At 38.5% G+C, this 25,553-nt stretch carries 27 protein-coding genes, 2 rRNA genes and 2 pseudogenes (1 of these 31 running past the window's edge); 27 read left to right on the forward strand and 4 right to left on the reverse strand.

Features of this window, described 5'->3' with window-relative positions:
• Positions 1–2: 2 nt before the first annotated feature.
• The 18 genes from rpsE to rpsI all read left to right on the forward strand — a co-directional run bounded on the left by rpsE (position 3) and on the right by rpsI (position 11,300).
• Positions 3–503, forward strand: coding sequence for a 30S ribosomal protein S5 (gene rpsE, locus NSQ14_RS00765; protein ID WP_034767056.1), 501 nt, complete (start codon positions 3–5; stop codon positions 501–503).
• 13 nt (positions 504–516) lie between these two features.
• Complete coding sequence (rpmD, locus tag NSQ14_RS00770) at positions 517–696, forward strand: 50S ribosomal protein L30 (protein WP_034767059.1); 180 nt, start codon at positions 517–519, stop codon at positions 694–696.
• Between the two features lie 30 nt (positions 697–726).
• The gene (rplO, locus tag NSQ14_RS00775; protein ID WP_034767061.1) at positions 727–1,167 is read left to right on the forward strand and encodes a 50S ribosomal protein L15; all 441 of its coding nucleotides are present in this window, start codon (positions 727–729) and stop codon (positions 1,165–1,167) included.
• A complete protein-coding gene (gene secY / locus NSQ14_RS00780; protein WP_041846752.1) occupies positions 1,167–2,459 on the forward strand; it encodes a preprotein translocase subunit SecY in 1,293 nt (430 codons plus the stop codon). Before rplO ends, secY begins: the two co-directional genes overlap by 1 nt.
• A gap of 62 nt (positions 2,460–2,521) precedes the next feature.
• The gene (locus NSQ14_RS00785; protein ID WP_034767063.1) at positions 2,522–3,172 is read left to right on the forward strand and encodes an adenylate kinase; all 651 of its coding nucleotides are present in this window, start codon (positions 2,522–2,524) and stop codon (positions 3,170–3,172) included.
• Between the two features lie 144 nt (positions 3,173–3,316).
• Positions 3,317–3,622, forward strand: a complete 306-nt coding sequence (locus NSQ14_RS00790) for a KOW domain-containing RNA-binding protein (protein ID WP_034767065.1) — start codon at positions 3,317–3,319, stop codon at positions 3,620–3,622.
• Positions 3,622–3,840 (forward strand): translation initiation factor IF-1, encoded by a 219-nt coding sequence (infA, locus tag NSQ14_RS00795; RefSeq protein ID WP_010191517.1) that lies wholly within the window; start codon positions 3,622–3,624, stop codon positions 3,838–3,840. The genes NSQ14_RS00790 and infA overlap by 1 nt, the downstream gene beginning before the upstream one ends.
• 33 nt (positions 3,841–3,873) lie before the next feature.
• Complete coding sequence (rpmJ, locus tag NSQ14_RS00800) at positions 3,874–3,987, forward strand: 50S ribosomal protein L36 (protein WP_003156543.1); 114 nt, start codon at positions 3,874–3,876, stop codon at positions 3,985–3,987.
• 19 nt (positions 3,988–4,006) lie between these two features.
• Positions 4,007–4,372 carry a 30S ribosomal protein S13 gene (gene rpsM / locus NSQ14_RS00805; protein WP_034767071.1) on the forward strand — a complete coding sequence of 122 codons (366 nt, stop codon included), beginning with the start codon at positions 4,007–4,009 and terminating at the stop codon, positions 4,370–4,372.
• Between the two features lie 22 nt (positions 4,373–4,394).
• Positions 4,395–4,784, forward strand: a complete 390-nt coding sequence (gene rpsK, locus NSQ14_RS00810; protein ID WP_034767073.1) for a 30S ribosomal protein S11 — start codon at positions 4,395–4,397, stop codon at positions 4,782–4,784.
• Between the two features lie 171 nt (positions 4,785–4,955).
• Positions 4,956–5,900 carry a DNA-directed RNA polymerase subunit alpha gene (locus NSQ14_RS00815; protein WP_034767075.1) on the forward strand — a complete coding sequence of 315 codons (945 nt, stop codon included), beginning with the start codon at positions 4,956–4,958 and terminating at the stop codon, positions 5,898–5,900.
• Between the two features lie 49 nt (positions 5,901–5,949).
• A complete protein-coding gene (gene rplQ / locus NSQ14_RS00820; RefSeq protein WP_346216754.1) occupies positions 5,950–6,315 on the forward strand; it encodes a 50S ribosomal protein L17 in 366 nt (121 codons plus the stop codon).
• 639 nt (positions 6,316–6,954) lie between these two features.
• On the forward strand, positions 6,955–7,794 hold the full coding sequence (locus NSQ14_RS00825; protein WP_034767082.1) for an energy-coupling factor ABC transporter ATP-binding protein: 840 nt from the start codon (positions 6,955–6,957) through the stop codon (positions 7,792–7,794).
• Positions 7,770–8,639 carry an energy-coupling factor ABC transporter ATP-binding protein gene (locus tag NSQ14_RS00830; protein ID WP_034767084.1) on the forward strand — a complete coding sequence of 290 codons (870 nt, stop codon included), beginning with the start codon at positions 7,770–7,772 and terminating at the stop codon, positions 8,637–8,639. Before NSQ14_RS00825 ends, NSQ14_RS00830 begins: the two co-directional genes overlap by 25 nt.
• Positions 8,636–9,430 carry an energy-coupling factor transporter transmembrane component T family protein gene (locus tag NSQ14_RS00835; protein ID WP_034767086.1) on the forward strand — a complete coding sequence of 265 codons (795 nt, stop codon included), beginning with the start codon at positions 8,636–8,638 and terminating at the stop codon, positions 9,428–9,430. The genes NSQ14_RS00830 and NSQ14_RS00835 overlap by 4 nt, the downstream gene beginning before the upstream one ends.
• Before the next feature lie 93 nt (positions 9,431–9,523).
• The gene (gene truA, locus NSQ14_RS00840) at positions 9,524–10,261 is read left to right on the forward strand and encodes a tRNA pseudouridine(38-40) synthase TruA (RefSeq protein WP_346216755.1); all 738 of its coding nucleotides are present in this window, start codon (positions 9,524–9,526) and stop codon (positions 10,259–10,261) included.
• Between the two features lie 188 nt (positions 10,262–10,449).
• Entirely contained in the window at positions 10,450–10,887 is a 438-nt protein-coding gene (gene rplM / locus NSQ14_RS00845) for a 50S ribosomal protein L13 (RefSeq protein ID WP_034767091.1), read from the forward strand.
• Between the two features lie 20 nt (positions 10,888–10,907).
• Positions 10,908–11,300: a 30S ribosomal protein S9 gene (rpsI, locus tag NSQ14_RS00850; protein ID WP_034767092.1), complete on the forward strand. Its 393-nt coding sequence runs from the start codon at positions 10,908–10,910 to the stop codon at positions 11,298–11,300.
• Positions 11,301–11,636: 336 nt separating this feature from the next.
• On the opposite strand, the gene NSQ14_RS00855 is transcribed toward rpsI, so the two are convergent.
• Positions 11,637–12,992: an Nramp family divalent metal transporter gene (locus NSQ14_RS00855; RefSeq protein ID WP_328187729.1), complete on the reverse strand. Its 1,356-nt coding sequence runs from the start codon at positions 12,990–12,992 to the stop codon at positions 11,637–11,639.
• Between the two features lie 656 nt (positions 12,993–13,648).
• Positions 13,649–14,137: a DUF4825 domain-containing protein gene (locus NSQ14_RS00860; RefSeq protein WP_346216756.1), complete on the reverse strand. Its 489-nt coding sequence runs from the start codon at positions 14,135–14,137 to the stop codon at positions 13,649–13,651.
• 68 nt (positions 14,138–14,205) lie between these two features.
• Between NSQ14_RS00860 and NSQ14_RS00865 the strand changes: the two are divergent.
• The 5 genes and pseudogenes from NSQ14_RS00865 to NSQ14_RS00885 form a co-directional block, all read left to right on the forward strand.
• Positions 14,206–14,970: pseudogene (locus NSQ14_RS00865) on the forward strand (PTS transporter subunit EIIC); the annotation flags it as partial.
• 367 nt (positions 14,971–15,337) lie between these two features.
• Positions 15,338–16,054, forward strand: a pseudogene (treR, locus tag NSQ14_RS00870) (trehalose operon repressor).
• Between the two features lie 198 nt (positions 16,055–16,252).
• On the forward strand, positions 16,253–16,708 hold the full coding sequence (locus NSQ14_RS00875) for a DUF2521 family protein (protein ID WP_051988941.1): 456 nt from the start codon (positions 16,253–16,255) through the stop codon (positions 16,706–16,708).
• Positions 16,709–16,784: 76 nt separating this feature from the next.
• Positions 16,785–17,525: an N-acetylmuramoyl-L-alanine amidase CwlD gene (gene cwlD / locus NSQ14_RS00880; RefSeq protein WP_346216757.1), complete on the forward strand. Its 741-nt coding sequence runs from the start codon at positions 16,785–16,787 to the stop codon at positions 17,523–17,525.
• A 381-nt stretch (positions 17,526–17,906) separates the two neighbouring features.
• Positions 17,907–18,965, forward strand: coding sequence for an Mrp/NBP35 family ATP-binding protein (locus NSQ14_RS00885; protein WP_034767121.1), 1,059 nt, complete (start codon positions 17,907–17,909; stop codon positions 18,963–18,965).
• A 222-nt stretch (positions 18,966–19,187) separates the two neighbouring features.
• Here NSQ14_RS00885 and gerD read toward each other — a convergent pair whose 3' ends face one another.
• Positions 19,188–19,739 carry a spore germination lipoprotein GerD gene (gene gerD, locus NSQ14_RS00890; RefSeq protein ID WP_346216758.1) on the reverse strand — a complete coding sequence of 184 codons (552 nt, stop codon included), beginning with the start codon at positions 19,737–19,739 and terminating at the stop codon, positions 19,188–19,190.
• Positions 19,740–19,913: 174 nt separating this feature from the next.
• On the opposite strand from gerD, the gene NSQ14_RS00895 reads away from it, so the two are divergent.
• Positions 19,914–20,558 (forward strand): KinB-signaling pathway activation protein, encoded by a 645-nt coding sequence (locus NSQ14_RS00895; protein ID WP_034767123.1) that lies wholly within the window; start codon positions 19,914–19,916, stop codon positions 20,556–20,558.
• Positions 20,559–20,918: 360 nt separating this feature from the next.
• Here the strand turns inward: NSQ14_RS00895 and pdaB are convergent, their stop codons facing one another.
• Positions 20,919–21,668, reverse strand: a complete 750-nt coding sequence (pdaB, locus tag NSQ14_RS00900; RefSeq protein ID WP_041902364.1) for a polysaccharide deacetylase family sporulation protein PdaB — start codon at positions 21,666–21,668, stop codon at positions 20,919–20,921.
• Positions 21,669–21,837: 169 nt separating this feature from the next.
• Here pdaB and NSQ14_RS00905 point away from each other — a divergent pair, with 169 nt between their 5' ends.
• From NSQ14_RS00905 to NSQ14_RS00915, 3 genes are all read left to right on the forward strand, one after another.
• Positions 21,838–22,110: a hypothetical protein gene (locus NSQ14_RS00905; protein WP_051988942.1), complete on the forward strand. Its 273-nt coding sequence runs from the start codon at positions 21,838–21,840 to the stop codon at positions 22,108–22,110.
• Between the two features lie 1,146 nt (positions 22,111–23,256).
• Positions 23,257–24,806, forward strand: a 16S ribosomal RNA gene (locus NSQ14_RS00910).
• Between the two features lie 607 nt (positions 24,807–25,413).
• A 23S ribosomal RNA gene (locus NSQ14_RS00915) occupies positions 25,414–25,553 on the forward strand (it continues 2,797 nt past the right edge of the window).
• Together the 16S and 23S rRNA genes form the textbook arrangement of a ribosomal RNA operon.

Raw genomic sequence — 25,553 nt, forward strand, 5'->3', positions numbered from 1 at the left:
TTATGCGTCGTATTGATCCATCAAAACTTGAACTTGAAGAACGTGTAGTTACTGTTAACCGCGTGGCTAAAGTTGTTAAAGGTGGTCGCCGCTTCCGTTTCACAGCGCTTGTTGTTGTAGGTGACAAGAATGGCCATGTAGGATTTGGAACAGGGAAAGCTCAAGAAGTTCCGGATGCAATTCGTAAAGCAGTAGAAGATGCTAAGAAAAACTTAGTGGAAGTTCCTCGCGTTGGTACTACCATTCCTCATGAGGTAATCGGAAACTTCGGAGCTGGAAAAATTCTTTTGAAGCCTGCTCATGAAGGTACCGGAGTTATCGCAGGCGGTCCTGTACGTGCCGTGCTAGAACTAGCTGGAATTTCTGATATTTTATCAAAATCACTAGGATCTAACACACCAATTAATATGGTACGAGCTACAATGGACGGAATTCATCAATTAAAACGTGCTGAGGACGTAGCGAAATTACGTAATAAATCAGTTGAAGAATTGTTAGGATAAGGAGGGAAATCAGATGGCTAAAACTTTAGAAATTACCCTCACCAAAAGCCTTATTGGTCGTCCAAAAGACCAGAGAGAGACTGTTAAAGCATTGGGTTTACGCAAAATGCATCAAACGGTTGTAAAAGAAGATAATGCTGCGATTCGCGGTATGATTAATAAAGTGTCACATTTAGTTTCGGTAAAAGAATAATAATTGCGTTTTAACAAAGGAGGTGCCAACATGAAACTACATGAATTGCAATTGAACGAAGGATCCCGTAAAAGTCGGAAACGTGTCGGTCGCGGTACTGGTAGCGGTCACGGAAAAACAAGTACACGTGGTCAAAAAGGTCAAAATGCTCGTTCAGGCGGTGGTGTCCGTTTAGGTTTTGAAGGTGGACAAATGCCGTTATTCCAACGTTTACCAAAACGTGGGTTTACAAACATCAATCGGAAAGAATATGCAGTTGTAAACTTAGATGCCTTAAATCGTTTTGAGGATGGAACTGAAGTAACACCTGAGCTCTTACTTGAAACCGGCGTTGTAAGCAATCAAAAATCCGGAATCAAGATTTTAGCAAAAGGAACCGTTGAGAAAAAGTTAACCGTTAAGGCTCATAAATTTTCCGCTGCTGCAAAAGAAGCAATTGAAGCTGCAGGTGGCAAAACCGAGGTGGTTTGATGTTCCGGACATTCTCCAATTTTATGCGTGTACGAGACATAAGAAATAAAATTATTTTTACCTTGTTGATGTTAATCATCTTCAGAATTGGCACATTCATTCCTGTACCGGGGGTTAATGCCGAGGCATTAAACTTTGGATCACAAGCAAATGCATTTGGTGTATTGAATATCTTTGGCGGTGGAGCGTTAAAAAACTTCTCTATTTTAGCGATGGGGATTATGCCCTATATTACTGCTTCTATCATTATGCAGTTATTACAAATGGATGTTGTTCCAAAGTTGACGGAATGGTCAAAACAGGGTGAAGTCGGCCGTAAAAAAATCGCCCAAGTTACCCGTTACGCTACAATAATTCTTGGTTTCATTCAAGCTTTGGGAATGTCTTACGGTTTTAATGCATATGTTGGTGGACTTTTGATAGAAGATAATTCAGTCGCAAATCATCTCTTGATTGCACTTGTACTGACAGCCGGCACTGCCTTTTTACTTTGGTTGGGCGAATTGATTACCGCAAAAGGTGTAGGAAATGGTATATCCATTATCATTTTTGCCGGTATCGTTTCTGCTTTCCCGTCAATGATTAATCAAATCTATGCTTCTCAATTTGAAAATGCCGGTGAGCAATTATTTATCCGTATTTTGATTGCGTTGCTACTAGTTTTCTTAATTTTAGCGATCGTTGTTGGTGTTATTTTTATCCAACAAGCAGTACGGAAAATACCAATTCAATATGCAAAAAGAGTGGCCGGGCAAAATACAGTTGGCGGTAATTCCTCTCATATTCCGCTGAAGGTAAATTCTGCAGGGGTTATCCCAATTATTTTCGCTGTATCATTCTTAATTACACCACCGACAATTGCATCTTTTTTTGGTGATAATAAGGTAACGCGATGGATTACCGAATGGTTTAATTATTCCCATCCGTTTGGAATGAGCATTTACGTAATTTTAATTATTGCATTTACGTATTTTTATGCGTTTATTCAAGTGAACCCTGAACAACTGGCAGATAATTTAAAGAAACAGGGCGCATACGTACCCGGACATAGACCCGGTAAACAAACCCAAGATTACTTTACAGGTGTTTTATATCGTCTCACCTTTGTAGGTTCGATCTTCCTGGCAATTGTTGCGATTTTACCTGTTATTTTCACGGGAATCGGGAATTTACCGTCCAGTGTTCGAATTGGCGGAACAAGTTTATTGATCGTTATTGGTGTTGCTCTTGAAACGACGAAACAGCTTGAGGCACAACTTGTCAAACGTCATTATAAAGGGTTTTTAAAATAGGATAGGGTTTAGGAACGTCCATCCAGGAGTTCCTATAATCCTAAACTTTAGGGGGAATTCAAGTGAATTTAATTTTAATGGGTTTGCCTGGTGCCGGTAAGGGGACTCAAGCAGAAAAAATTGTTCAAAAATATCAAATCCCTCATATTTCAACAGGTGATATGTTTCGTCAAGCAATAAAAGATGGAACAGAACTAGGCTTAAAGGCAAAATCCTATATGGATAAAGGTGAATTGGTTCCAGATGAAGTTACGGTTGGCATTGTAAGAGAACGCTTATCAAAATCGGATTGCCAAGCCGGTTTTTTACTCGACGGATTTCCGAGAACTGTCCAACAAGCAGAAAGCCTTGATCAAATATTGAATGATTTAAATAAAAAAATCGATTATTGCATTCACATTAACGTTGATAAAAATATATTGATGGAACGTTTGACAGGTCGCCGTATCTGTAAATCATGCGGGGCAACCTATCACCTTGTATTTAACCCGCCGCAAGTGGCAAATACATGCGACAAATGTGGTGGCGAGCTTTACCAACGTCCGGATGATCATGCAGAAACCGTACAAAACCGCTTGGATGTCAATGTAAAACAAATGAAGCCGTTACTTGATTTTTATGCCTCTAAAGATGTGCTAAAAACCATTAATGGTGTCCAAGAAATTAATAAAGTTTTTGAAGAGATTGATAAGCTGCTTGCCGGTTTAAAATAAAATACTTTTAGCCATAATGTTGATAGAATATTTTTGTTAACTTTTTTCTCCGTTGGCAAAAATTTTTTCGTGATTTATTAGGAGAATCATTGTATAATGTTTATTTGTGTATAGTATTCTGTTTCCCTTAAGCAGGTGGTTTCTATGGAGAATAGGTATCCTGCACATATTGGTCGAATTGTCTGTGAAACCAGAGGGAGAAACGCTGGTGTTTTCTCTGTCATTGTAGGTCAAATCGACAATAAACTTGTATTAATTGCGGATGGGGATAAGCGAAAGTTTGATCGTCCCAAGAAGAAAAATATAAATCATTTACATTTATACAATTATGTTTCCCCTGAAGTAAAAAACAGTATTTTACAAACAGGTCGGGTAACTGACGGAAAACTGCGATATGCCTTGCATACATTCCGGTCATTTTACTTGGCTCGCGAGGAGGGAACACATTAATGGCCAAAGACGACGTGATTGAAGTCGAAGGTACTGTCATTGAAACTTTGCCGAATGCAATGTTCAAAGTTGAGTTGGAAAATGGGCATACGGTACTTGCTCATGTTTCCGGTAAGATTCGTATGCACTTCATTCGGATTTTGCCGGGTGATAAAGTTACTGTTGAATTATCACCTTATGATTTAACGAGAGGAAGAATTACTTATCGTTTTAAATAAGGTACTCCGAAAAGTTAAGGAGGTAAAAAGCAAATGAAAGTGAGACCATCTGTAAAACCTATTTGCGAAAAATGTAAAGTTATTCGCAGAAAAGGAAAAGTTATGGTAATTTGTGAAAATCCTAAACATAAACAAAAACAAGGATAATTAAAGGAGGTGCTCAAGTATGGCACGTATTGCAGGTGTAGATATTCCAAGAGATAAACGCATCGTCATTTCTTTAACATATATCTACGGTATTGGTAAATCAACTGCTCAAAAAATCTTAGCAGAAGCCGGTGTTTCTGAAGACACTAGAGTTCGTGACCTCACAGAAGAGGAAATTAATAAAATTCGTGACCTGGTAGACAGATTAAAAGTTGAAGGTGACCTTCGCCGTGAAGTATCCTTAAACATCAAACGTTTAATGGAAATCGGTTCATACCGTGGATTACGTCATCGTCGCGGATTGCCTGTACGTGGACAAAATACGAAGAACAATGCTCGTACACGTAAAGGTCCACGTAAGACAGTCGCTAATAAGAAAAAATAATAGGTAAAGGAGGTTTTGTAAAATGGCTCGTAAAACAAATACACGTAAACGTCGTGTGAAAAAGAATATAGAATCAGGTGTAGCACATATTCGTTCTACATTTAATAATACAATCGTTACAATTACGGATATTCATGGGAATGCAGTTTCTTGGTCAAGTGCCGGTGCCCTTGGTTTCAAAGGCTCTCGTAAATCCACTCCATTTGCTGCACAAATGGCAGCTGAGGCAGCAGCAAAAGCATCAATGGAACACGGAATGAGATCTTTAGAAGTAAATGTTAAAGGTCCAGGGGCAGGACGTGAAGCAGCAATCCGTGCACTGCAGGCTGCAGGTCTCGAAGTTACAGCTATTAAGGATGTGACTCCGGTACCTCATAACGGTTGCCGTCCGCCAAAACGTCGTCGTGTATAATTTTTGTGTATAGAAATCGTATCGCCCGTCTATAATGGGTTATGATACAGTAAACAAATTTTTAGAAAACCAAAATGTTGTGCACAAACGGGAATACTTTACAGGGGGAATTTCGGTTAGAATATATTATTCTTGCCGGGGTTTCGACGTTTTGAAGGAGGGTAAATTTGAATGATCGAAATTGAAAAACCGATAATTGAAACAGTTGAGATCAGCGATGACGCCAAGTACGGAAAGTTTGTAGTCGAGCCGCTTGAGCGTGGATATGGTACAACTTTGGGTAACTCCTTACGTCGTATCCTGCTATCCTCACTTCCTGGTGCCGCTGTCACATCTATTCAAATAGATGGAGTGCTACATGAGTTTTCAACTATTGAAGGCGTCGTGGAGGATGTAACTACAATCATCTTGAATTTAAAAAAATTAGCGTTAAAAATTTATTCCGATGAAGAAAAAACGCTTGAAATCGACATGAGTGGTGCGGGAGTTGTAACAGCAGCTGATATTAATCATGATAGTGATGTTGAAATTTTAAATCCTGATTTATACATTGCCGAATTAGCAGCAAACGGGAAACTACGGATGCGTTTAACAGCCAAAAATGGGCGCGGCTATACGGTTGCCGATGATAATAAACGAGAAGATCAACCAATTGGTGTGATTCCAATTGATTCGATTTATACTCCTGTTTCAAAAGTTTCTTATTTTGTTGAGAATACGCGTATTGGTCAATCAGCGGATTATGATAAATTAACGTTAGAAGTTTGGACAGATGGGAGTATTGGTCCAAAAGAGGCTATCTCCTTGGCTGCAAAAATTATGATGGAGCATCTGAATATTTTTGTTGACTTAACAGATGAGGCACAGCATGCTGAAATTATGGTAGAAAAAGAGGAAGACCAAAAAGAGAAAGTGCTTGAAATGACCATTGAAGAACTTGATCTTTCGGTTCGTTCTTATAACTGTCTAAAACGTGCAGGAATTAACACTGTTCAGGAATTAGCGAATAAAACAGAAGAAGATATGATGAAAGTTCGTAACCTTGGACGAAAATCTTTAGAAGAAGTAAAGGCAAAATTAGAAGAACTCGGTTTGTCCTTACGTAAGGACGATTAATGAAAACCGGTAATTTGAAGGAATTTACTTCAAAAAGGAGGGAAACAACATGGGCTACAGAAAATTAGGACGTACAAGCGATCAGCGTAAAGCTTTGTTACGTGACTTAGCAACTGATCTTATTATTAATGAACGCATTCAAACGACTGAAACTCGTGCGAAAGAATTACGTTCCGTTATTGAAAAATTAGTTACTTTAGGTAAACGCGGAGATCTTCATGCACGTCGTCAAGCAGCTGCCTTCGTTCGTAAAGAAGTTGCAGATGATGAATCAAATAAAGATGCGTTACAAAAATTATTCTCAGATATTGCACTTCGTTATGAGGATCGACAAGGTGGATATACAAGAATTCTTAAAGTGGGACCTCGCCGTGGTGATAGTGCACCGATGGCCATTATTGAATTCGTTGACTAATTGAATGATGTTGTTTTATGGAGATTTTCCTCATGTTAACAACATATGCAAAGAGGGCAGTAAGGGATTGTACTGAATTCTGCCCTTTTTCCATAAATAATTTGTACTCAAAAAGGATTGACGGGAAATTTCTTGAATCGTATTTATTTTGGCTTAAAATATTGTATGTTAAGCATATATTTTTTAGTAAATTTATTTTTGGATGCGGTTCATCAAGATCCTGTTTTGAAAAATTGAGTTTAACGGATGATACTGAAAAAAAGCGAGTGTTACGATAAAGGGAAAAGTCCTTTGTCTAGCTCTGGTACCCTTTCTAATTACGGATACATTTTATAATCTTACGCTGTAAAAAACTTAAAAGAATAATGGTTCGTTTGAGCAATATGACTGCGCATGGAAAGGGTGCAGGCTTTTTTTTATACATGAAGTATAAATATTCAACAGGGCTTCGACAAGGTTGGAAATTTTTAGAGGACGTAAGCGCATAAGGAAACTTTTGTAAATTTACCTTTAACTCTTTATAATAGAATGAATTTACTGTACTGAAAAATTAGTTGGTTAAATTGAACATTTTCCATTATAATGTTTTTAGCTAAGTCAGTTAGACTGGCTTTTGTATTCCGAGGTGAAATGAAATCCATGGCTAAAGAAATTGTACGGTTCCAAGATGTTACGTTTAAATATGATGAAAATGCCTCTTATGCATTAAACGGTGTCAATTTTTCGGTGTATGAAGGTGAATGGCTGGCGATTGTCGGTCATAACGGATCAGGAAAATCGACCATTGCGAAATTGATGAATGGTCTTATATTTCCCGATTCCGGATCGATTTATGTGAATGGAAAAGAAATCTCTGAAGAAACGGTTTGGGATGTTCGTGATTTGGTTGGGATGGTTTTTCAAAATCCGGATAATCAGTTTGTTGGTACTACAGTTCAAGATGATGTTGCTTTTGGTTTAGAAAATCACGGGATTCCGCGAGAGGAAATGGTGAAACGTGTCCATGACTCACTTGCGAAAGTAAAGATGGACCAATTTCTTAATCAAGAGCCACACCATCTTTCCGGGGGGCAAAAGCAAAGAGTTGCAATTGCCAGTGTTTTAGCATTAAGACCGGCTATTATTATCCTTGATGAGGCGACTTCAATGCTTGATCCGAGGGGAAGAAGTGAAGTACTGGGAACCGTAAGAGAATTGAAAAACCTTAACAATTTAACAATTATTTCGATTACCCATGATTTAGAGGAAGCAGTGAAAGCGGACAGGCTAATTGTCATGAATCGCGGAACTGTTTATGCAGAAGGAACACCTGCGGATATTTTCTTAATGGATGAAAAATTAGTTGAACTGGGGCTGGATATTCCTTTTACTCAAAAACTGATAAAAAAGTTTAAGGAAAATGGATACCATATACCGGATGAAATTCTACATGAAGACAAGTTGGTGGACTATTTATGCAAATTGTTACAAAAGATTTAGAGTATGTTTATCAAAAAGGAACACCATTTGAAAAACGGGCGCTCTTTCATATCAATGTTACGATTCCTTCCCATAGTTACACAGCAGTCATCGGTCATACCGGTTCGGGGAAATCAACCTTATTACAACATTTGAATGGATTATTGCAACCGACAGGAGGAGAAATCCGGATTGGTGATTTGACGGTAACTTCTGAAAAAAAGGGAAAAGGCTTAAAGGGAATCAGGCAAAAAGTCGGTATTGTGTTCCAATTTCCTGAACACCAGCTTTTTGAAGAAACAGTTGAAAAGGATATTTGTTTTGGACCTATGAATTTTGGGGCAACCGAGGAAGAGGCAAGACAACAGGCAAAAACGGCGCTAAAATTAGTGGGTTTGTCGGAAGAACTCCTAAACAAGTCCCCCTTTGACCTTTCCGGTGGTCAAATGCGGAGGGTGGCCATTGCCGGTGTCCTTGCGATGAATCCGGATATTCTTGTTTTGGATGAACCAACTGCGGGGCTTGATCCCCGGGGACGAACGGAAATTATGGAAATGTTTTACCAACTTTATCAGGAAAAAGGGATTTCGATTGTTCTTGTCACCCATAGTATGGAGGAAGCCTCGAAATATGCTGATTCAATTATTATTATGCATAAAGGGACGGTCTATAAAAAGGGGACACCAAAGGAAATATTCTCATCACCGGCTGAATTAATTGATTTAGGTTTAGATGTACCGGAATCGGTTCGTTTTCAATTGAAACTGGAGGATAAAATTGGAAAGGAAATTGCCGAACCGAGCTTATCTATCGATGAGCTGGTTGAAAATATATTTGCTTATATAAAGCGGGTGAACGAGAAATGATGGAGAAAATGATTTTCGGCCGGTATATACCAGTTGATTCACCATTACATAAAATGGATCCCCGTGCGAAGTTATTAACAATAATCATATTCATTGCTGTTGTTTTTCTGGCTGATAATACGTTGACATATGGATTATTGGCGATTTTTACCTTAGCGGCAATATGGCTATCAAATATCCCGATTAAATTTTTATTTAACGGTTTAAAATTTTTGTTTTGGATTATTTTATTCACGTTCTTTTTGCATATATTTTTCACGAAGGAAGGGGATCTCTTATATAAATTTGGTTTTATCGAAATTTATCAAGGAGGTCTGCGTCAGGGGATTTTTATTTCCCTCCGCTTCTTCTTTTTATTACTCGTAACTTCTTTATTAACTTTGACGACAACACCGATTGAAATAACAGACGGGATTGAAAGTTTGCTGAAACCTTTGAAGAAAGTAGGTTTTCCTGTTCATGAATTATCACTGATGATTTCCATTGCTCTTCGTTTTATTCCAACATTAATGGATGAAACAGATAAAATAATGAAAGCACAAATGGCCCGTGGGGTTGATTTTTCAGAAGGTACCATTAAACAACGGGCAAAAGCGGTCGTACCTCTATTAATTCCGCTCTTCATTAATGCATTCAAACGGGCGGAAGAGTTAGCTACAGCAATGGAAGCGAGAGGCTATCGCGGTGGCGAAGGAAGGACGAAATATCGTCTGCTAAAATGGGGGATGATTGACAATATCGCCATACTAACTTTATTCATTTTGACAATTCTATTACTTTTACTTCGCTAGAGTTCTTCTTTAGCGGTACAAAAGCAGGGCTGTGCGCTTTTCTTATTAAAAATTAGCTCGTGTAAAACTGATGGAGACTCGGAGATTATTAGAATGAAAAGATTGAAATGTGTCATCGCCTATGATGGAACTCATTTTGAGGGATATCAAAGACAACCGGAAAAACGAACGATTCAAGGTGAGATTGAAAAAGTGCTGATGAAAATGCATAAAGGGGAAATGATTCCGATTTTTGCTTCTGGAAGAACCGATGCCCATGTACATGCAAAGGGGCAAGTCATCCATTTCGACAGTCCTCTTGAAATACCTGAAGACCGCTGGAAAATTGCACTGAATTCATTACTTCCTTCTGATATTGTTGTTGTAACATCCGAGGAAGTACCGTCTGATTTTCACGCTCGTTTTTCCGTTAAAGGGAAAGAATATCATTATTATATTTCATTAAAAAAAGATCGGGACCCTTTTATGAGAAATTATTATTACCATTTCCCATATCCCCTTCATTTCCAGAAAATGGAAAAAGCTGCAAAATATTTAGTCGGAACCTATGATTTTACCAGCTTTTGTTCAGCGAAAACAGAAGTAAAAGACCGGACTCGTACGGTTGAAAGCTTAACCCTTATTCAAGATGGGGACCAACTGATTGTAAAAATAAAAGGGACCGGATTTTTGTACAATATGGTAAGAATTATTGTTGGTACATTGCTGGAGGTTGGCACAGGGAAACGAGAGCCGGAAGAAATTCCGCGAATTATAGAAGCAAAGGACAGAATGCAAGCAGGAAAAACCGTGCCTGGGCATGGTTTGTACTTATATAAAGTTTACTATTAAATTTGACTGCCGAAATTGGGAGCCCCATTTATTGCCACATACTTTTAGTAACGAAATTAAGTATATTACCTTGACAGCACGTTTCAGAACCGTTATTATATCATATGGTACATTGTTTTTTCCATGATAAGCCCCGGAAACTTATTATGTTGAATATAAACAATTGATGGATATTAGGAGGGTAATCAATGCGTACGACTTATATGGCTAAGCCACAAGAAATTGAACGCAAATGGTACGTTGTTGATGCTGCCGGTCAAACACTTGGACGTTTGGCAAGTGAAGTAGCATCGATTTTACGCGGTAAACATAAACCAACTTATACACCGCATGTAGATACTGGTGATCATGTTATTATTATTAATGCAGAGAAAATTGAATTAACAGGAAACAAATTAGCTGACAAAAAATATTATCGTCATAGTCAGCATCCAGGTGGGTTGAAAGTTCGGACCGCTGATGAAATGCGTACGAACTATCCAGAAAGAATGCTTGAATTGGCTGTGAAAGGCATGCTTCCGAAAAATTCTTTAGGACGTCAAATGTTTAAAAAATTACATGTATATCGTGGCCCGGAACATCCACATCAAGCACAAAAACCTGAAAACTACGAGTTGCGCGGTTAATCTAGAGGAGGGAAATCATTTTGGCAAAAGTACAATATTACGGAACAGGTCGTCGCAAAAGTTCTGTTGCACGTGTTCGATTAGTTCCTGGTGATGGTCGTATCGTTATTAATGATCGTGATATTGAAGAATATATTCCTTTTGCAGCATTGCGTGAAGTTGTTAAACAACCGCTTGTTGCAACGGAAACAGTTGGTCGTTATGATGTATTAGTAAATGTAAATGGCGGCGGTTATACCGGTCAAGCAGGAGCCATTCGTCACGGGATTGCTCGTGCATTGCTTCAAGCGGATCCAGAATATCGCGCTGTTCTAAAACGTGCCGGCTTCTTAACACGTGACGCCCGCATGAAAGAACGTAAAAAATACGGTCTTAAAGGCGCTCGTCGTGCACCTCAGTTCTCAAAACGTTAATCTTGCGTTTCAAGGCTCTTTTCACTATGGTGGAAAGGGTCTTTTTTATGCCTAAAAAGAGCCTGTGACCACATTTTGACCACGAGAATTTTTCTGACCACTTCTGATCACGGTTTAACTAAATTCAATCCTTATTATACATGTCGTACAAGGAAAATTGAATCGAATTGCTACACTGCAAAATTACTTAGAGCCTGCACCAGTTATAATTAAAGCGAAATAGATGTTAAATGGGAAGTAATGCTATAATGAATCAAAGGCAACCTTTCTTTTAGGCGGGATAAAAACTGCACCTCTTGTTAATGAAAAGGACAATGAAGGTGCAGTTTTAGCATTTTAGCCTAAATCATGTCCCGTAACAAAAATATACCCAACTAGGAAAATATTTAACACAATAATAATCACTGTTACAATCCATGCTAGTATGGTGACCCATTTACTGTTTACAAATTCGCCCATTTTTTCTTTGTTACTTGTAAATAGTACTAATGGAACAATGGCAAATGGAAGTTGTAAGCTTAAAATAACTTGACTCCATAGTAGTAAGTCTCCGGTTCCTTTCTCTCCTGCAATCCACGTAACAATAAAAGCAGGAATGACTGCAATAAATCGAGTTATTAATCTTCTTAACCAAGGGGAAATTCGTAAATGGATGAATCCTTCCATTACAATTTGCCCAGTTAATGTTCCGGTAATTGTCGAGTTTTGTCCAGATGCTAATAGTGCTACAGCAAATAATGTGCTCGCAATACCGATACCTAATGTAGGACTAAGCAATTCATATGCGGCTTCGATTTCAGAAACATTTAGTCCTGTACCATAAAATGCAGCTGTACCAAGAATTAAAATAGCTGAGTTAATAAAAAATGCAATTGTAAGCGAAAAGGTTGAGTCTAAGACGGAAAATTTAAGTGCTTCCCTTTTACCTTCTGTTGTACGTTTATATTGCCTTGTTTGTACAATAGATGAATGTAAATATAAGTTATGGGGCATTACGGTAGCACCGAGAATTCCGAGTGAAATAAATAACATATCAGGATTCGTAACAATTTCTGCTTTTGGTAAATAACCGCTGAAAAGTGCAGAAACATTTGGATGAGAAACGACCACCTCAAAAGCAAAGACGCCTAAAATCATAATCATTAGTACGATGACAATGGACTCGATTATTCGAAATCCTTTTTTCTGTAGTAATAATAACAAAATAACATCTAGCGTCGTAATCACAATCCCGATTAATAAAGGAATTTTAAACAATAAATTAAGAGCGATTGCGGAACCAATAACTTCTGCCAAGTCTGTTGCAATAATGGCAAGTTCAGTTAATAACCAAAGAATAATTGCCGTTTTTGCACTGGTAGCTTCCCGTGTAGCTTGTGCTAAATCTCTTCCGGTTACAATTCCGAGTTTAGCTGCAAGAGACTGTAGTAACATTGCTGCTAAGTTAGCAATTAAAATAACGAATAATAATGTATAGCCAAATCGAGCACCACCTGCAATCGACGTTGCCCAGTTACCTGGATCAACATACCCAACAGCAACGAGTGACCCCGGTCCGGCAAATGCAAAAAATTTCTTCCAAAATCCTGCATGTTCTGGAACACGTACTGAATTATTTACTTCCTCTAAACTAATATGTGAACTTTTTTGAATCCATGGTTGTTGCTTTTTTTGTTGTGCATGTACACTCATTTTTCCCACCTCTCAATAGTATGATTTAATCAAATTAAGTTGTGTTAGGGCAACATTGAAGTAAAAAATAAAAGTTGCAATTCAATGTGCAACAGGAATAACAAGTTTACTCTAATAAAGTTATTAATATTATCTACTTGATTATAATAAATCTAATCTGCATTTTTTACAAGTTTTTTATTTTAGTCTTTTTTATAAAAAAATACCAACCTTAACTAGATCACACCCCAAAATCTAGTCTAAACGGGGGCCTTTGGAGTGGAGGACAAAAGAATTATCTAGGCAGGAGAAAATACGGTAGAAAGACTATAAAGGCTGCCTTAAAAATTTACTAAGGCGTTCCCTTTTGAATCACAAAAATTGAAATCGCAATAAAAATAAGGTACGATATTGCAACGATTTCCGCACCTTATTTTTTGTTGATTTATCAATGTTTTTGACATGAGGGATTTAATTTATATGAAATAAGGGACCATTCTAAAGAAAAGGCTCTGTTAAAGTTAGCTGTTGATATAACCTAAAAATAAGGGGTTGTGCAGAAAATGAAAATCCGTAAAAAATGTGATGATTAAGAATGTTGATATACCAAGGTTTTGAAACATGAAAAGGGGGATCCAGAAGTCAAAAATATGCCTTTCTGGACAGCTACTTATTTTCTATTGGTTAAAAAACTCACTTACTGTTTCCTCAGACTTTAGGTGTTCCTGTATCAGTTTCTTTAAGTCTTGTTCATTTTCAAATCCATCCAACTTATTGTTGTACCATTCTTGTATTTTCTCCCTTGTTACGGAGAATTCTTTGTCTGGAAATTTGAAAGTAATCCAATCTACATTTTTGATTAAAGCAAAAAGAAATGTAGAGTTAGTTATAACAGTTTCCTTCATTTCTTTATCTATACTGTTCGTATCAATATCTTTGTACTCCAAAATAATTCCATATGGTTCTTTCTTGGTTTCAAGTGAAATTTGATTTAACTCATTGTTGTATGTCAATTCATTTACAATATTTCCAACTGCACTGTTGTCACCCACATACGAATTCTTATATTGAAACAAATCTGTTTTCGATTTAGCACTTTGACTACAACTAGTCAATAACATCATTAGCGATAACAATGAAATAATACGAATGGTAATTCGCTTCACTATTACACCTCCTTTCATCTAATAATTTCCATCTAATTTTATCATATTCAACAAAACCGCTCCTAATAATTACTTATTTTAACTTGTTCGGTTTAGAGATACAAAAGGTTGGTTATCAAGGTCAAGTTTTACCGGTCCTTGTCGCTTCATGGGTGTTGGCGAAACTTGAACTTTCATTAAAAAAACGGATACCGGATGCCTTTCAGCTGTTATTAGTTGCTCCCATTGCGCTCTTAGTCACCGGATTCATTTCCTTTATCGTCATTGGCCCGGTTACATTTGCCATTGCAAAAGGAATTACATCAGCTGTTGTAGCAATCTTTAAAGCCGCACCGATTTTGGGCGGATTAATATACGGTGGTCTTTATGCACCCCTTGTCATTACAGGGATGCACCATACGTTCTTAGCAGTGGATTTACAACTAATTGGGAGTACCGGAACGACTTTCTTATGGCCGATGGTGGCATTGTCAAATATTGCCCAAGGTTCAGCAGCTCTTGCCATGTTCTTTGTTTTAAAAGAAGAAAAACTTAAAAGCTTATCCGCAACAACTGCTGTATCTGCTTACTTAGGTATCACTGAACCGGCTATGTTTGGTGTAAACTTACGCTATCGTTTTGCATTTATCTCCGCAATTATTGGTTCAGCTCTGGCCGGTGCAATTATTACATTACAGGATGTCCAAGCTCCATCGGTAGGTGTCGGAGGATTACCGGCATTCTTATCAATTTTACCGGGAAGTTGGGGTTCATTCTTTATCGGCATGGCGATTGTCATTATCGTACCTTTTGCCCTAACCTTGTTTTTTGGTAAAGTTCGCAAAGCTCAATGATGACATAATCAATAGAAAAAGAAGTTTCGATTTGCCGAAAACAATAAGGTATTATTAATTGGAATTATATGGAATCATAACCATAGGCACACGAGTTTATTTATCCAAGAATAACAAATTACCTGCATGTACGAGTTTGTTTTGACGATTCCATTCAGCTTTCGGTAAAATAAATATAGGCAAGAGGCTAACGTTCATGGTGCGTTAGCTTTTTTTATACGTTAAAAATGTATAAATTTCCAGCAAAGAAGTGAATTCGACGTAGTGGGAAATTTTACGAATTAAGTATAAGCGCAACTACAGCTCTGCCGTCGCCTGAAGGCTCGGCAGTAGCTGAGTTTTCTTTACAAGAATAGCGGTGATAAACATGTATGAAAACAAATATTTATCGATATATGAAGAGTTAGTTGAAAAAATTCAAAGCGGACAGCTAAAGCCGAATACAAAGTTACCGTCTGAAAATGAACTCGTAAAAGAATATGCGACTTCCCGGGAAACGGTTCGCAAAGCCCTAACAATGCTTTCCCAAAACGGCTACATTCAAAAAATTAGGGGAAAAGGGTCGTATGTACTGGATGTCAGTAAGTATGATTTTCCGATTTCCGGGCTGGTCAGTTTTAAAGAATTGGCGCAAAAAATGGGTAAACCTTGAGGTACAATCGTAAATGAATTTGTGCTCATTTCACCGGATAGTCAATTGCAAAAACAGCTCAATGTAACGGAAAAAGACCCGGTATGGAAGGTCATTCGTACGCGTGTCATGGATGGTGAAAAGATTATATTGGATAAGGACTTTTTTAACAAAAAATATGTTCCTATTTTAACAAAGGAAATTTGCGAAGGATCGATTTATGAATATTTAGAGCAAGATTTAGGATTAAAAATCAGTTTTGCTAAAAAGGAATTTTTTGTAGACGAAACAACAGCGGAAGACCGAATGTTTTTGGATTTAAAGGATGACAAACATATTGTTGTTGTAAAAAACTATGTGTACTTAGATAATGCCAACTTATTTCAATACACGGAGTCACGACATCGACTGGATAAGTTTCGCTTTGTTGATTTTGCACGGAGAGGCCATTGATCGACCGAAAATGAATGGTAAGGAAACTTGGTGAGGCACGACGCATTTAGCCAAAGTAGCATTTCCCATTACATGCGGTTTTAGTCAACTGCAACCCTTTTGGTATAAAAGATTGGTAATTTCCCCCATCCGTACCATAAGTTCTATGGTGATTCCCCGATTCATCGTGTAAACAATATAACAAAGGGGGAATGATACTTGGACATCGAAACGAATATAGATACGTCGTTTTTGACAAGACGCAGAGAAAGACAGATTAAGTTTGAACGTAGCGTTTTGCGGGAATTATCGCTTGCTATATTAAAAAAGAGTGTACAAAATTATTTTGCCGGATTGCTTACAAACAGTGGACTGCTCTTTGATCAAGTGATTGAAGAGGGGTGTTATGATGTGGCACTTGAAGTATATTTGCTGGGAAGCAGTTACAGCCGCTTAGGATATTACGGAAAGCCGATTGAAGAAGTAAAAGCCTCTTCTCTTGAAGAAAGAAGGAATTTCTCGAAAGCGTTGCAGGATTTTATCGCTTATTGGGGAGCAAAGCTTGATGAACAAAATGAGGAAAGATTAGAAAGTCAATGTGATGCTTTTGTTGATCATTGGTTTATGGAAGGATTTGTGAAAGGGAAAATGAAGTATAAAATGCGGCTTCATTAGGTTCCAACTTGCAAATTGATGTTCTAATCCCTTGCTCTTGTCCATATATATGTAAGGACAGGCAAGGGGGAATATTATGAAGAAAAAATGGGTATTCATCAGTATATTATCGGTAGCCATTGGTTTTTTCATTTATCTTATACAAGAACGGTTTTTGGAGCGAAATGCATGGGATGCTTGGAATCTCCCTTTGACAGGCAAAATTATTTATATTGACCCCGGACATGGTGGTGTAGATGGGGGAGCGGAAAATGGAGAAGCAGTCGAAAAAGATATTGCATTATCGATTTCAAAGATGCTGCGGGATTATTTGCAACAACAAGGTGCACTCGTGCTAATGACCCGGGAAAAGGATATTGACCTTGCTGATGAAGATACAAAGGGATTGAGCAGGAGAAAAACCGAAGACTTGCATCGCCGTGTAGAATTAATTAATGAATCAAAAGCGGACTATTATATAAGCATTCACCTGAACTCGATTCCGTCATCAAGGTGGTACGGTGCCCAAACCTTTTATCATGAAAAATATATTGAAAATAAAATTGCTGCTGAAATGATTCAAGAAAGGCTACGGGAAAATTTAGATACAAAACGAGAGGCGAAATCCATCAGTCATGTTTATTTAATGAAAAAAGCAAAAAAACCGGGTGTCCTAGTTGAAGTAGGTTTCCTGTCAAATCCGGCAGAACGGGAAAAATTATTATCGGAAGAATATCAAGAAAAAGTAGCAGCATCGATTTATGAAGGAATTATTCGTTATTTTACTGAGGAAAGAGAACATAAAGTAAAAATGGAAAAAGAAAAAGAGGACGATTAAATAATGAAAACAGGGGAGCCTTTGGCGAGAAGAGAGCCGTCGTAAGCGAAAAAACATTTTCGCTTACGAGGTAATGCTACCGAAGCCTCTCTAATCACCGAAAAAGTATAAAATTTTTTCGGCTGCGTTGTTTTCCCGCGAAGCTTTCCTTGTTCATCGAAAACGAAAATTTTTTTCGGCTGTTATCTATTCCTTTGATGCTTTCTTTGAGCGCTGTTACTTAAAACTTAAAATTACCTGCAACAAGCAAATTCAAGTATCCTTGCTGGAAATTTATAACTTTACGTAACAATAGCCCTTTGTCAATTGCAAAGGGTTTCTCTATTTGTGTGATTTAGCTTATAATAGAAGGGACAACTTGTTAAAAAGGGTGGCGAAGAGATGCTTTCAGAAAATCAAGTCAGAGAACTATTGGAAAAGATGGAAGATCCATTTTTACATAAGACATTAAAAGAAACAAATGGCATTGTTGAAATTAAGATAAAAGAAGAAAAGCAACATGTCAGTGTCAAGTTGGCGATTGCAAAAACCGGAACCGGGGAGCAAATTCAACTGCAATCAAATGTGGTTAAAGCACTTAAAGATGCCGGGTTTGCAACAGTTGGTTTGCGCTTTACTCAATTGCCGGATGAGGTCATTGAAAAATTATATCCGGAAGCAGGGGAAAATATCGGTTTAGCCCCGAGCAAAAATACGACGGTCATTGCTATTGCCAGTGGAAAAGGCGGCGTCGGAAAATCAACCGTTTCGGTCAACTTGGCGGTCTCACTGGCCAGACTAGGCAAAAAAGTCGGGTTGATTGATGCAGATATTTACGGTTTCAGTGTTCCGGATATGATGGGAATCATTGACCGACCGGTAGTTCGCGGGGATAAAATCATTCCGGTCGATCGATTTGGTGTTAAAGTCATTTCCATGGCCTTTTTCGTTGAAGATAATGCACCGGTTATTTGGCGCGGTCCGATGCTTGGAAAAATGTTGACGAGTTTCTTCAAAGAGGTTGAGTGGGGGGAGGATTTCGATTATTTACTGCTTGATTTACCTCCGGGAACGGGTGACGTAGCCCTTGATGTTCACCAAATGTTACCGACTTGTAAAGAAATCATTGTAACGACCCCGCACCCGACAGCAGCCTTTGTTGCAGCAAGAGCGGGTGCGATGGCTATTACAACGAACCATGATGTCATTGGTGTCATTGAGAACATGTCCTACTTTGAAAGTCAGAAAACCGGAGAAAAAGAATATATTTTCGGTCACGGTGGAGGCGAAAAATTAGCAGAAGAATTAAAGGTACCTTTACTTGGAAAGATTCCTCTTGGTCAACCTGACTGGAGTGACGAGGAATTTGCGCCATCCGTTTATCAAATAAAGCATCCGATTGGGAAAATTTATTTTAAAATTGCAGAAAAAATTATCGATTTACTTGAGAATAATAAATAGCTAAAAAGGCTGAACAATTTAGATGTTCAGCCTTTTACATGATTATAACGGCGGTCTGGAAACCCGCCAAGTTTTTTGCTTAATAAGACAGGTCCGATGTGTTCAACTAATCCATGGTAAATCAAAAATGCACACAGAAAGATGAGTGCCCACATGTGTCCGATTGGTTCAATAAATAATTCGCGGGGAAATGACCCGCGGATTAAAAATTCAGTAGATCCTTTATTTTTTTCCTTCTTTTGCGGCCTTCTGTAAAATTTCCTGGATTTTTGCCTGGTATTCAGGACTTTCGAATGTCTCGGATATGACGCTTTTCAAATGTTTTCGGTATTCATTACTTTTTAAGAGATCCGCCAGTTCTTTTTCTAATTCCGGATCATGTAAAACTTCAATTAATTTAGACCGATATTCCGGATCGTTTATCAAACTTTTTAATACCGCTTGATTTTCTTCTGCCATGCTATCAGCAAATGCCTTGGAAAATTCCGGATCTTTAAAGGCAGATTTCCAAAATTCTTTTCCATCATCCGATAATAATGTAGTTTTTATCGCATCATTCACAGCAGTGTTATCCATGACAAGTTGTGATTTAAATGGTTCTTCTGCTAATACGTCTTTTAACGCTTTTTTCCCATCATCGGTTTTTAAAATATCAACAACCATCTTTTTGGTTTGGTCATAATCCAATTCTTCTGCACCCTGAGCTTGCGTTGAGCATCCGGCCAATATGAAAAAACAAACAAATAGGAGCGGAATAATTTGCTTCTTATACATATTTGTAGCTCCTTTCATCCTTTTTCTATTCATTAGAATGTTGATTTTCCTAATAAAATATACTTAAGGAGAAAGGGTAGATTTTTCATGATTTGGTTGATAAAATAAGGTTACAAATTGTTTTAGAAAAATTAAAAATTAACGGGGCATTTAGTTGAACAAGGGGGCAAGTTTATGAATTCAAGAAATTGGGTTCGATTTTTTATACATACGTTACTATTAGGTGGAGTTATTACCATTTTTACCGGTTTTGCGGTCCAGTGGGAAAAATATAAACCGCTTTTCCTTGATTTTGACATATTGGAAATTATTTCAATAGCAATCTGGCTTTTGGGAGTTGGCTTCATTTTTAGTGTAATCAGTCAGATGGGGTATTTTGCCTACTTAACTATTCACCGGTTTGGATTAGGTTTTTTTCGATCGCTGTGGAATCCGGTCCAGCTCGTTGTGATTGCCTTTGTATTATTTGATTTTATTTACTTTCGTTATAAAGAGTTTGCCGGTGAAAATGAAAGTATCTGGCCTTATTTATTGGTAGCATTATTCTTATTACTAATCGGAATTGTTATCGCTTACTTAAAGGCGAAACAGTCGGATAAGCACGCTTTTGTTCCCGGGTTATTTTTCATGGTTTGTGTTACTATTATCGAATGGGTACCTGTCCTAAGGGTAAACAATCATGATTGGCTCTATTTAATGCTTTATCCTTTATTAATTTGTAATGCCTATCAACTGTTAATGCTGCCCAAGTATATTGAGCGTTCAAAAGTAGAAAGACCGGTAATAAGAAAAGAACAACAAATGACCGTGCATAAATAGCATGGAAGGCTGCGGTGGACGTGGTTAATTGAATTATGGGTGAATCTGGCCTTGGGGGTAACGGAATTTACTTGTTAGGGTTAAATAGCCTAAAGTCGCAAACATGTATAAGGAGCTGCAGGAAATGATATATATCTATCCGAGCAGCTCTTACTAATTTTTTGTTTAAAACGCCGGCATTTTCGGATATCACAACAGGTGCTTATTCCATGACTTCAATTCTTTTGGTGTAAAATAGGAACGTTTTCGAAATAACGGATGTTTATTCCATTCAAATTTTTTTGTTTTTAACATGAGCGATTGTGTGAATTATAAGAACTTATATAATTGGAAATTAAGCAGTAACAAGTACCTAGTTCATCATTCAATTTCCTTAGTATTTGCATTCCCTTCAATTAACATATCCGATACAGTTGTTAATGATAAATGTTTATTTTTTAGCAAATTAATGATTTCCGGTAAAGCAACGGCAGTCTGTTTTGCAGAATCTGATGCATGGAATAAAATGATGTCTCCCTTTTTGGCTTGAGATACATTCTCGACAATTTTCGTTACACCCGGGTTTTTCCAATCCTTTGAATCAATACTCCAATGGACAACAGAGTACCCAAGTTGATCAGCAATTTTAACAAAACGGCTGTCAAAATGACCGGATGGTGCACGTACCAATTTTTTATGTTTTACATTCAATTTTTTCATTGCTTCTTCTGCTTTTAAAAGATCTTGTCGAATTTTAACGTCTTCAATATCATCATATTCCAAATAATCATAGCCTAATAAACCAATATCATAACCTGCTTTGACGATTTTTTCCACTATATTCGGGTGTTGTTCTGCCCAAGATCCGGACAAGAAAAAAGTTGCCGATTTTACATTATTCTCCACCAAAAGGTCAATAATTGGTTCCGCCTTTGTATTTCCCCAACTAATATTGAAGGTCAATGCCACACCGTTTTTTCCTTTATATATTGCCTTTGGACCATCCGAAGTAGAAAACACACCAAAGGAGAAGTTTTGAATATAGAGAAACCAGGCAGAGACAAAAGATGTAAGAATGATGATGGTCAACTGCTTTAATTTTTTCCCATTCAGGACAAAAAAATAATTCATAAGGCACCCTCCTAACTTGTCTACTCAAAAGTATGCTTGGACAAAAAGAATTATGTCAGGGAAGGATAAATTCCTTATTCTTTATAAAAAGTAATATGGGAATATCATAAAATCATGAAAAGGGCAAATAATAACAAGTACAGAATAATATTAACTGATGAGGTGGATTATGATTGGACTGCTAGTAAATCATAAGGAAGTAGAGGAACTTATGTATATGTTAAAAAGGGAGATGGACGAAATATTATTTGATTTTTCCGATGAACGGATTAACCATGTTGTAAAGAGAGGAATGGAGGAAAGGTATCATATTTTATTTTCATTATTTAAAAGAATTGCCCCACCGAATGAATGTATACCATATATTCGAAAAGCAACATATAATACAAAATCAGAATCAGGCAAGGTAAGTAAAAAAATTCAATATGATATTCAAAACTAGAAAGTTGTCACATCTTAGTCTGTATTCGGGGAAAAATCGAAATATGTGGAGACACATCGACGTATAAAAAATGACCATATATGTGGACTAGTCCCTTAAGTTATTGTTAAACGTGGCTCTAGAAAAACAAGCTGAGAATATTTGTAGACTTGTTTGTACCCTTTAGGATAGAGATAATCGACATGTGAAAAAGCGAAAATATAAATGATATTCATAAGCAAAAATGTGGATAAGACAACGAAATATTTATCGAAAACTGGCTAAATAAAACAGGTAAGTATCAAAAATGAAGCAACTTTTATCAAAAATGCAATACATTACTTTTTATGAAGAATACTTCGGTCAACACCTAAGCCCCGTTTTCAAATGAACTATGTTTAAAATACAAGATATGATTTTAAATGCAAATAATAGCTTGTTCAGTATAAAAATTTTTGTAAAACCTTTTATTGCTAATCAGGGGATGCTAAACGGAATATGTTGATTTCATTTATGGCAATTTATGGGTGAAAAGCTTGAATATAAGTGAACGTGATTCTCATAAAGAAATTAAAAATTCAGGTGTAGGGATAATTAGCATTTTCTTGCAAATTCTTGCCATTTATACCGAAGTTTATGGCCTGAGCTTTGATACAAAAAGCCTCTATCGTTCAAACAACCCCTAATTTTAATCTGGAAAAATTGGTACATTGTAAGTATATAATTGAAGTTAAACAATTTCATGTGATTTCAATAATTAAATGTACATTTTTGATTGTATAAGGATTGTATACCTGTCATTATAATGAAGCGATTTATGGACTGTTGATAGGGTTATACTGTTGAAATGAAAATGATTTAATTTCGTTTATTTATATGTCAGGTTTTTATGGATCCTTCAAATAGATGACCTGTATTATAGATCGTAAAAGCTTTAGCAAAAAATTGTTGACATAGTTAGTATTAGGTGGTATATTATAAAAGTCGCCCGATAAAATACGGCATATGAATTAAATAATTATTCGGGTGAAAATAAAAACTGTTGACAAAGTTATTGATAGATGATAAAATAATTATTGTCGCTAAAAATTGAACCTTGAAAACTGAACAAGACAAAGCGTTTTAATAAACCATTTAAGTCAGTTTTAATTTTGAGCAATCAACTCTTTTTTGGAGAGTTTGATCCTGGCTCAGGACGAACGCTGGCGGCGTGCCTAATACATGCAAGTCGAGCGAACCAATAAGAAGCTTGCTTTTTGTTGGTTAGCGGCGGACGGGTGAGTAACACGTGGGTAACCTGCCTGTAAGACCGGGATAACTCCGGGAAACCGGTGCTAATACCGGATAGATTATCTTTCCGCCTGGAGAGATAAGGAAAGATGGCTTTTGCCATCACTTACAGATGGGCCCGCGGCGCATTAGCTAGTTGGTGAGGTAACGGCTCACCAAGGCGACGATGCGTAGCCGACCTGAGAGGGTGATCGGCCACACTGGGACTGAGACACGGCCCAGACTCCTACGGGAGGCAGCAGTAGGGAATCTTCCGCAATGGACGAAAGTCTGACGGAGCAACGCCGCGTGAGCGAAGAAGGTCTTCGGATCGTAAAGCTCTGTTGTTAGGGAAGAACAAGTATCGGAGGAAATGCCGGTACCTTGACGGTACCTGACGAGAAAGCCACGGCTAACTACGTGCCAGCAGCCGCGGTAATACGTAGGTGGCAAGCGTTGTCCGGATTTATTGGGCGTAAAGCGCGCGCAGGCGGTCCTTTAAGTCTGATGTGAAATCTTGCGGCTCAACCGCAAGCGGTCATTGGAAACTGGGGGACTTGAGTGCAGAAGAGGAAAGCGGAATTCCACGTGTAGCGGTGAAATGCGTAGAGATGTGGAGGAACACCAGTGGCGAAGGCGGCTTTCTGGTCTGTAACTGACGCTGAGGCGCGAAAGCGTGGGGAGCAAACAGGATTAGATACCCTGGTAGTCCACGCCGTAAACGATGAGTGCTAAGTGTTGGAGGGTTTCCGCCCTTCAGTGCTGCAGCTAACGCATTAAGCACTCCGCCTGGGGAGTACGGTCGCAAGACTGAAACTCAAAGGAATTGACGGGGGCCCGCACAAGCGGTGGAGCATGTGGTTTAATTCGAAGCAACGCGAAGAACCTTACCAGGTCTTGACATCTCCTGACCGCCCTGGAGACAGGGTCTTCCCTTCGGGGACAGGATGACAGGTGGTGCATGGTTGTCGTCAGCTCGTGTCGTGAGATGTTGGGTTAAGTCCCGCAACGAGCGCAACCCTTGGTTCTAGTTGCCAGCATTCAGTTGGGCACTCTAGAGCGACTGCCGGCGACAAGTCGGAGGAAGGTGGGGATGACGTCAAATCATCATGCCCCTTATGACCTGGGCTACACACGTGCTACAATGGATGGTACAAAGGGCAGCGAAGCCGCGAGGTGGAGCGAATCCCAGAAAACCATTCTCAGTTCGGATTGCAGGCTGCAACTCGCCTGCATGAAGCCGGAATCGCTAGTAATCGCGGATCAGCATGCCGCGGTGAATACGTTCCCGGGCCTTGTACACACCGCCCGTCACACCACGAGAGTTTGTAACACCCGAAGTCGGTGAGGTAACCGCAAGGAGCCAGCCGCCGAAGGTGGGACAGATGATTGGGGTGAAGTCGTAACAAGGTAGCCGTATCGGAAGGTGCGGCTGGATCACCTCCTTTCTAAGGAAAACGAAAGGCTGAGGCGACTGCCCAGCGACGTACGGACTGGACTGAATCCGCAGGAGATAAAGGAAACACCGTGAGGCGGTAGCCGAATTGATGTTGACTTATCGTACGGAGGATGAAGGAAGTCTCGCTAGTCGCTAGGACAGGGAAGCTGCGATAGCATCCGCATCGCACGAAGAAAATGCGATAGCATTTTTGAGGAGCCGAAGCTAGACAACTTATGGAACACACGTTCAAGTGTGACAAACGTCTTTGTCTTGTCAGTTTTGAGGGTTCAATACTCTCAATCATTATTTGTTCTTTGAAAACTAGATAACAATGTAAGGCGAAAAGAAAAGCTGAGGCGACTCAAGTAAAATCACAGATTTTACTTTGCGAGGTAATGCTGACGAAGCGTTCCTTATGCTCAGCGACGTACAAACTGGAACACGCCGCAATGAGATAAAGGAAACACGACGAGGTAACGAGTCGATGTTGACTTATCGTAGTGGAGGCGGGTGAAGTTTGCTAGTCGCTAGAAGCCGAAGCTAGACAAATAAACCGAGTAAACATTAAAATGGATGTAATGATCGCTCATTACTGAAATTTATATCTTTTTAACGGTTAAGTTAGAAAGGGCGCACGGTGGATGCCTTGGCACTAGGAGCCGATGAAGGACGGGACTAACACCGATATGCTTCGGGGAGCTGTAAGTAAGCTTTGATCCGGAGATTTCCGAATGGGGAAACCCCCTCTTCGTAA

Origin of the sequence: Caldifermentibacillus hisashii, from assembly GCF_039654145.1 — a bacterium.
GTDB lineage: Bacteria > Bacillota > Bacilli > Bacillales > Caldibacillaceae > Caldifermentibacillus > Caldifermentibacillus hisashii.

What these genes read in the sequence shown, in the direction of transcription:
- NSQ14_RS00885 (WP_034767121.1), top strand. Translation starts at nt 17,907, where the DNA reads ATGCTTTCAGAAAATCAAGTCAGAGAACTATTGGAAAAGATGGAAGAT.
- rpsM (WP_034767071.1), top strand. Translation starts at nt 4,007, where the DNA reads ATGGCACGTATTGCAGGTGTAGATATTCCAAGAGATAAACGCATCGTC.
- pdaB (WP_041902364.1), bottom strand. Translation starts at nt 21,668, where the DNA reads ATGAATTATTTTTTTGTCCTGAATGGGAAAAAATTAAAGCAGTTGACC.
- NSQ14_RS00905 (WP_051988942.1), top strand. Translation starts at nt 21,838, where the DNA reads ATGATTGGACTGCTAGTAAATCATAAGGAAGTAGAGGAACTTATGTAT.
- rpmD (WP_034767059.1), top strand. Translation starts at nt 517, where the DNA reads ATGGCTAAAACTTTAGAAATTACCCTCACCAAAAGCCTTATTGGTCGT.
- rplM (WP_034767091.1), top strand. Translation starts at nt 10,450, where the DNA reads ATGCGTACGACTTATATGGCTAAGCCACAAGAAATTGAACGCAAATGG.
- NSQ14_RS00790 (WP_034767065.1), top strand. Translation starts at nt 3,317, where the DNA reads ATGGAGAATAGGTATCCTGCACATATTGGTCGAATTGTCTGTGAAACC.
- NSQ14_RS00895 (WP_034767123.1), top strand. Translation starts at nt 19,914, where the DNA reads ATGAATTCAAGAAATTGGGTTCGATTTTTTATACATACGTTACTATTA.
- NSQ14_RS00825 (WP_034767082.1), top strand. Translation starts at nt 6,955, where the DNA reads ATGGCTAAAGAAATTGTACGGTTCCAAGATGTTACGTTTAAATATGAT.
- secY (WP_041846752.1), top strand. Translation starts at nt 1,167, where the DNA reads ATGTTCCGGACATTCTCCAATTTTATGCGTGTACGAGACATAAGAAAT.
- gerD (WP_346216758.1), bottom strand. Translation starts at nt 19,739, where the DNA reads ATGTATAAGAAGCAAATTATTCCGCTCCTATTTGTTTGTTTTTTCATA.
- rpsK (WP_034767073.1), top strand. Translation starts at nt 4,395, where the DNA reads ATGGCTCGTAAAACAAATACACGTAAACGTCGTGTGAAAAAGAATATA.
- NSQ14_RS00835 (WP_034767086.1), top strand. Translation starts at nt 8,636, where the DNA reads ATGATGGAGAAAATGATTTTCGGCCGGTATATACCAGTTGATTCACCA.
- rplO (WP_034767061.1), top strand. Translation starts at nt 727, where the DNA reads ATGAAACTACATGAATTGCAATTGAACGAAGGATCCCGTAAAAGTCGG.
- NSQ14_RS00815 (WP_034767075.1), top strand. Translation starts at nt 4,956, where the DNA reads ATGATCGAAATTGAAAAACCGATAATTGAAACAGTTGAGATCAGCGAT.
- truA (WP_346216755.1), top strand. Translation starts at nt 9,524, where the DNA reads ATGAAAAGATTGAAATGTGTCATCGCCTATGATGGAACTCATTTTGAG.
- NSQ14_RS00830 (WP_034767084.1), top strand. Translation starts at nt 7,770, where the DNA reads ATGCAAATTGTTACAAAAGATTTAGAGTATGTTTATCAAAAAGGAACA.
- NSQ14_RS00855 (WP_328187729.1), bottom strand. Translation starts at nt 12,992, where the DNA reads ATGAGTGTACATGCACAACAAAAAAAGCAACAACCATGGATTCAAAAA.
- infA (WP_010191517.1), top strand. Translation starts at nt 3,622, where the DNA reads ATGGCCAAAGACGACGTGATTGAAGTCGAAGGTACTGTCATTGAAACT.
- rplQ (WP_346216754.1), top strand. Translation starts at nt 5,950, where the DNA reads ATGGGCTACAGAAAATTAGGACGTACAAGCGATCAGCGTAAAGCTTTG.
- rpmJ (WP_003156543.1), top strand. Translation starts at nt 3,874, where the DNA reads ATGAAAGTGAGACCATCTGTAAAACCTATTTGCGAAAAATGTAAAGTT.
- rpsE (WP_034767056.1), top strand. Translation starts at nt 3, where the DNA reads ATGCGTCGTATTGATCCATCAAAACTTGAACTTGAAGAACGTGTAGTT.
- cwlD (WP_346216757.1), top strand. Translation starts at nt 16,785, where the DNA reads ATGAAGAAAAAATGGGTATTCATCAGTATATTATCGGTAGCCATTGGT.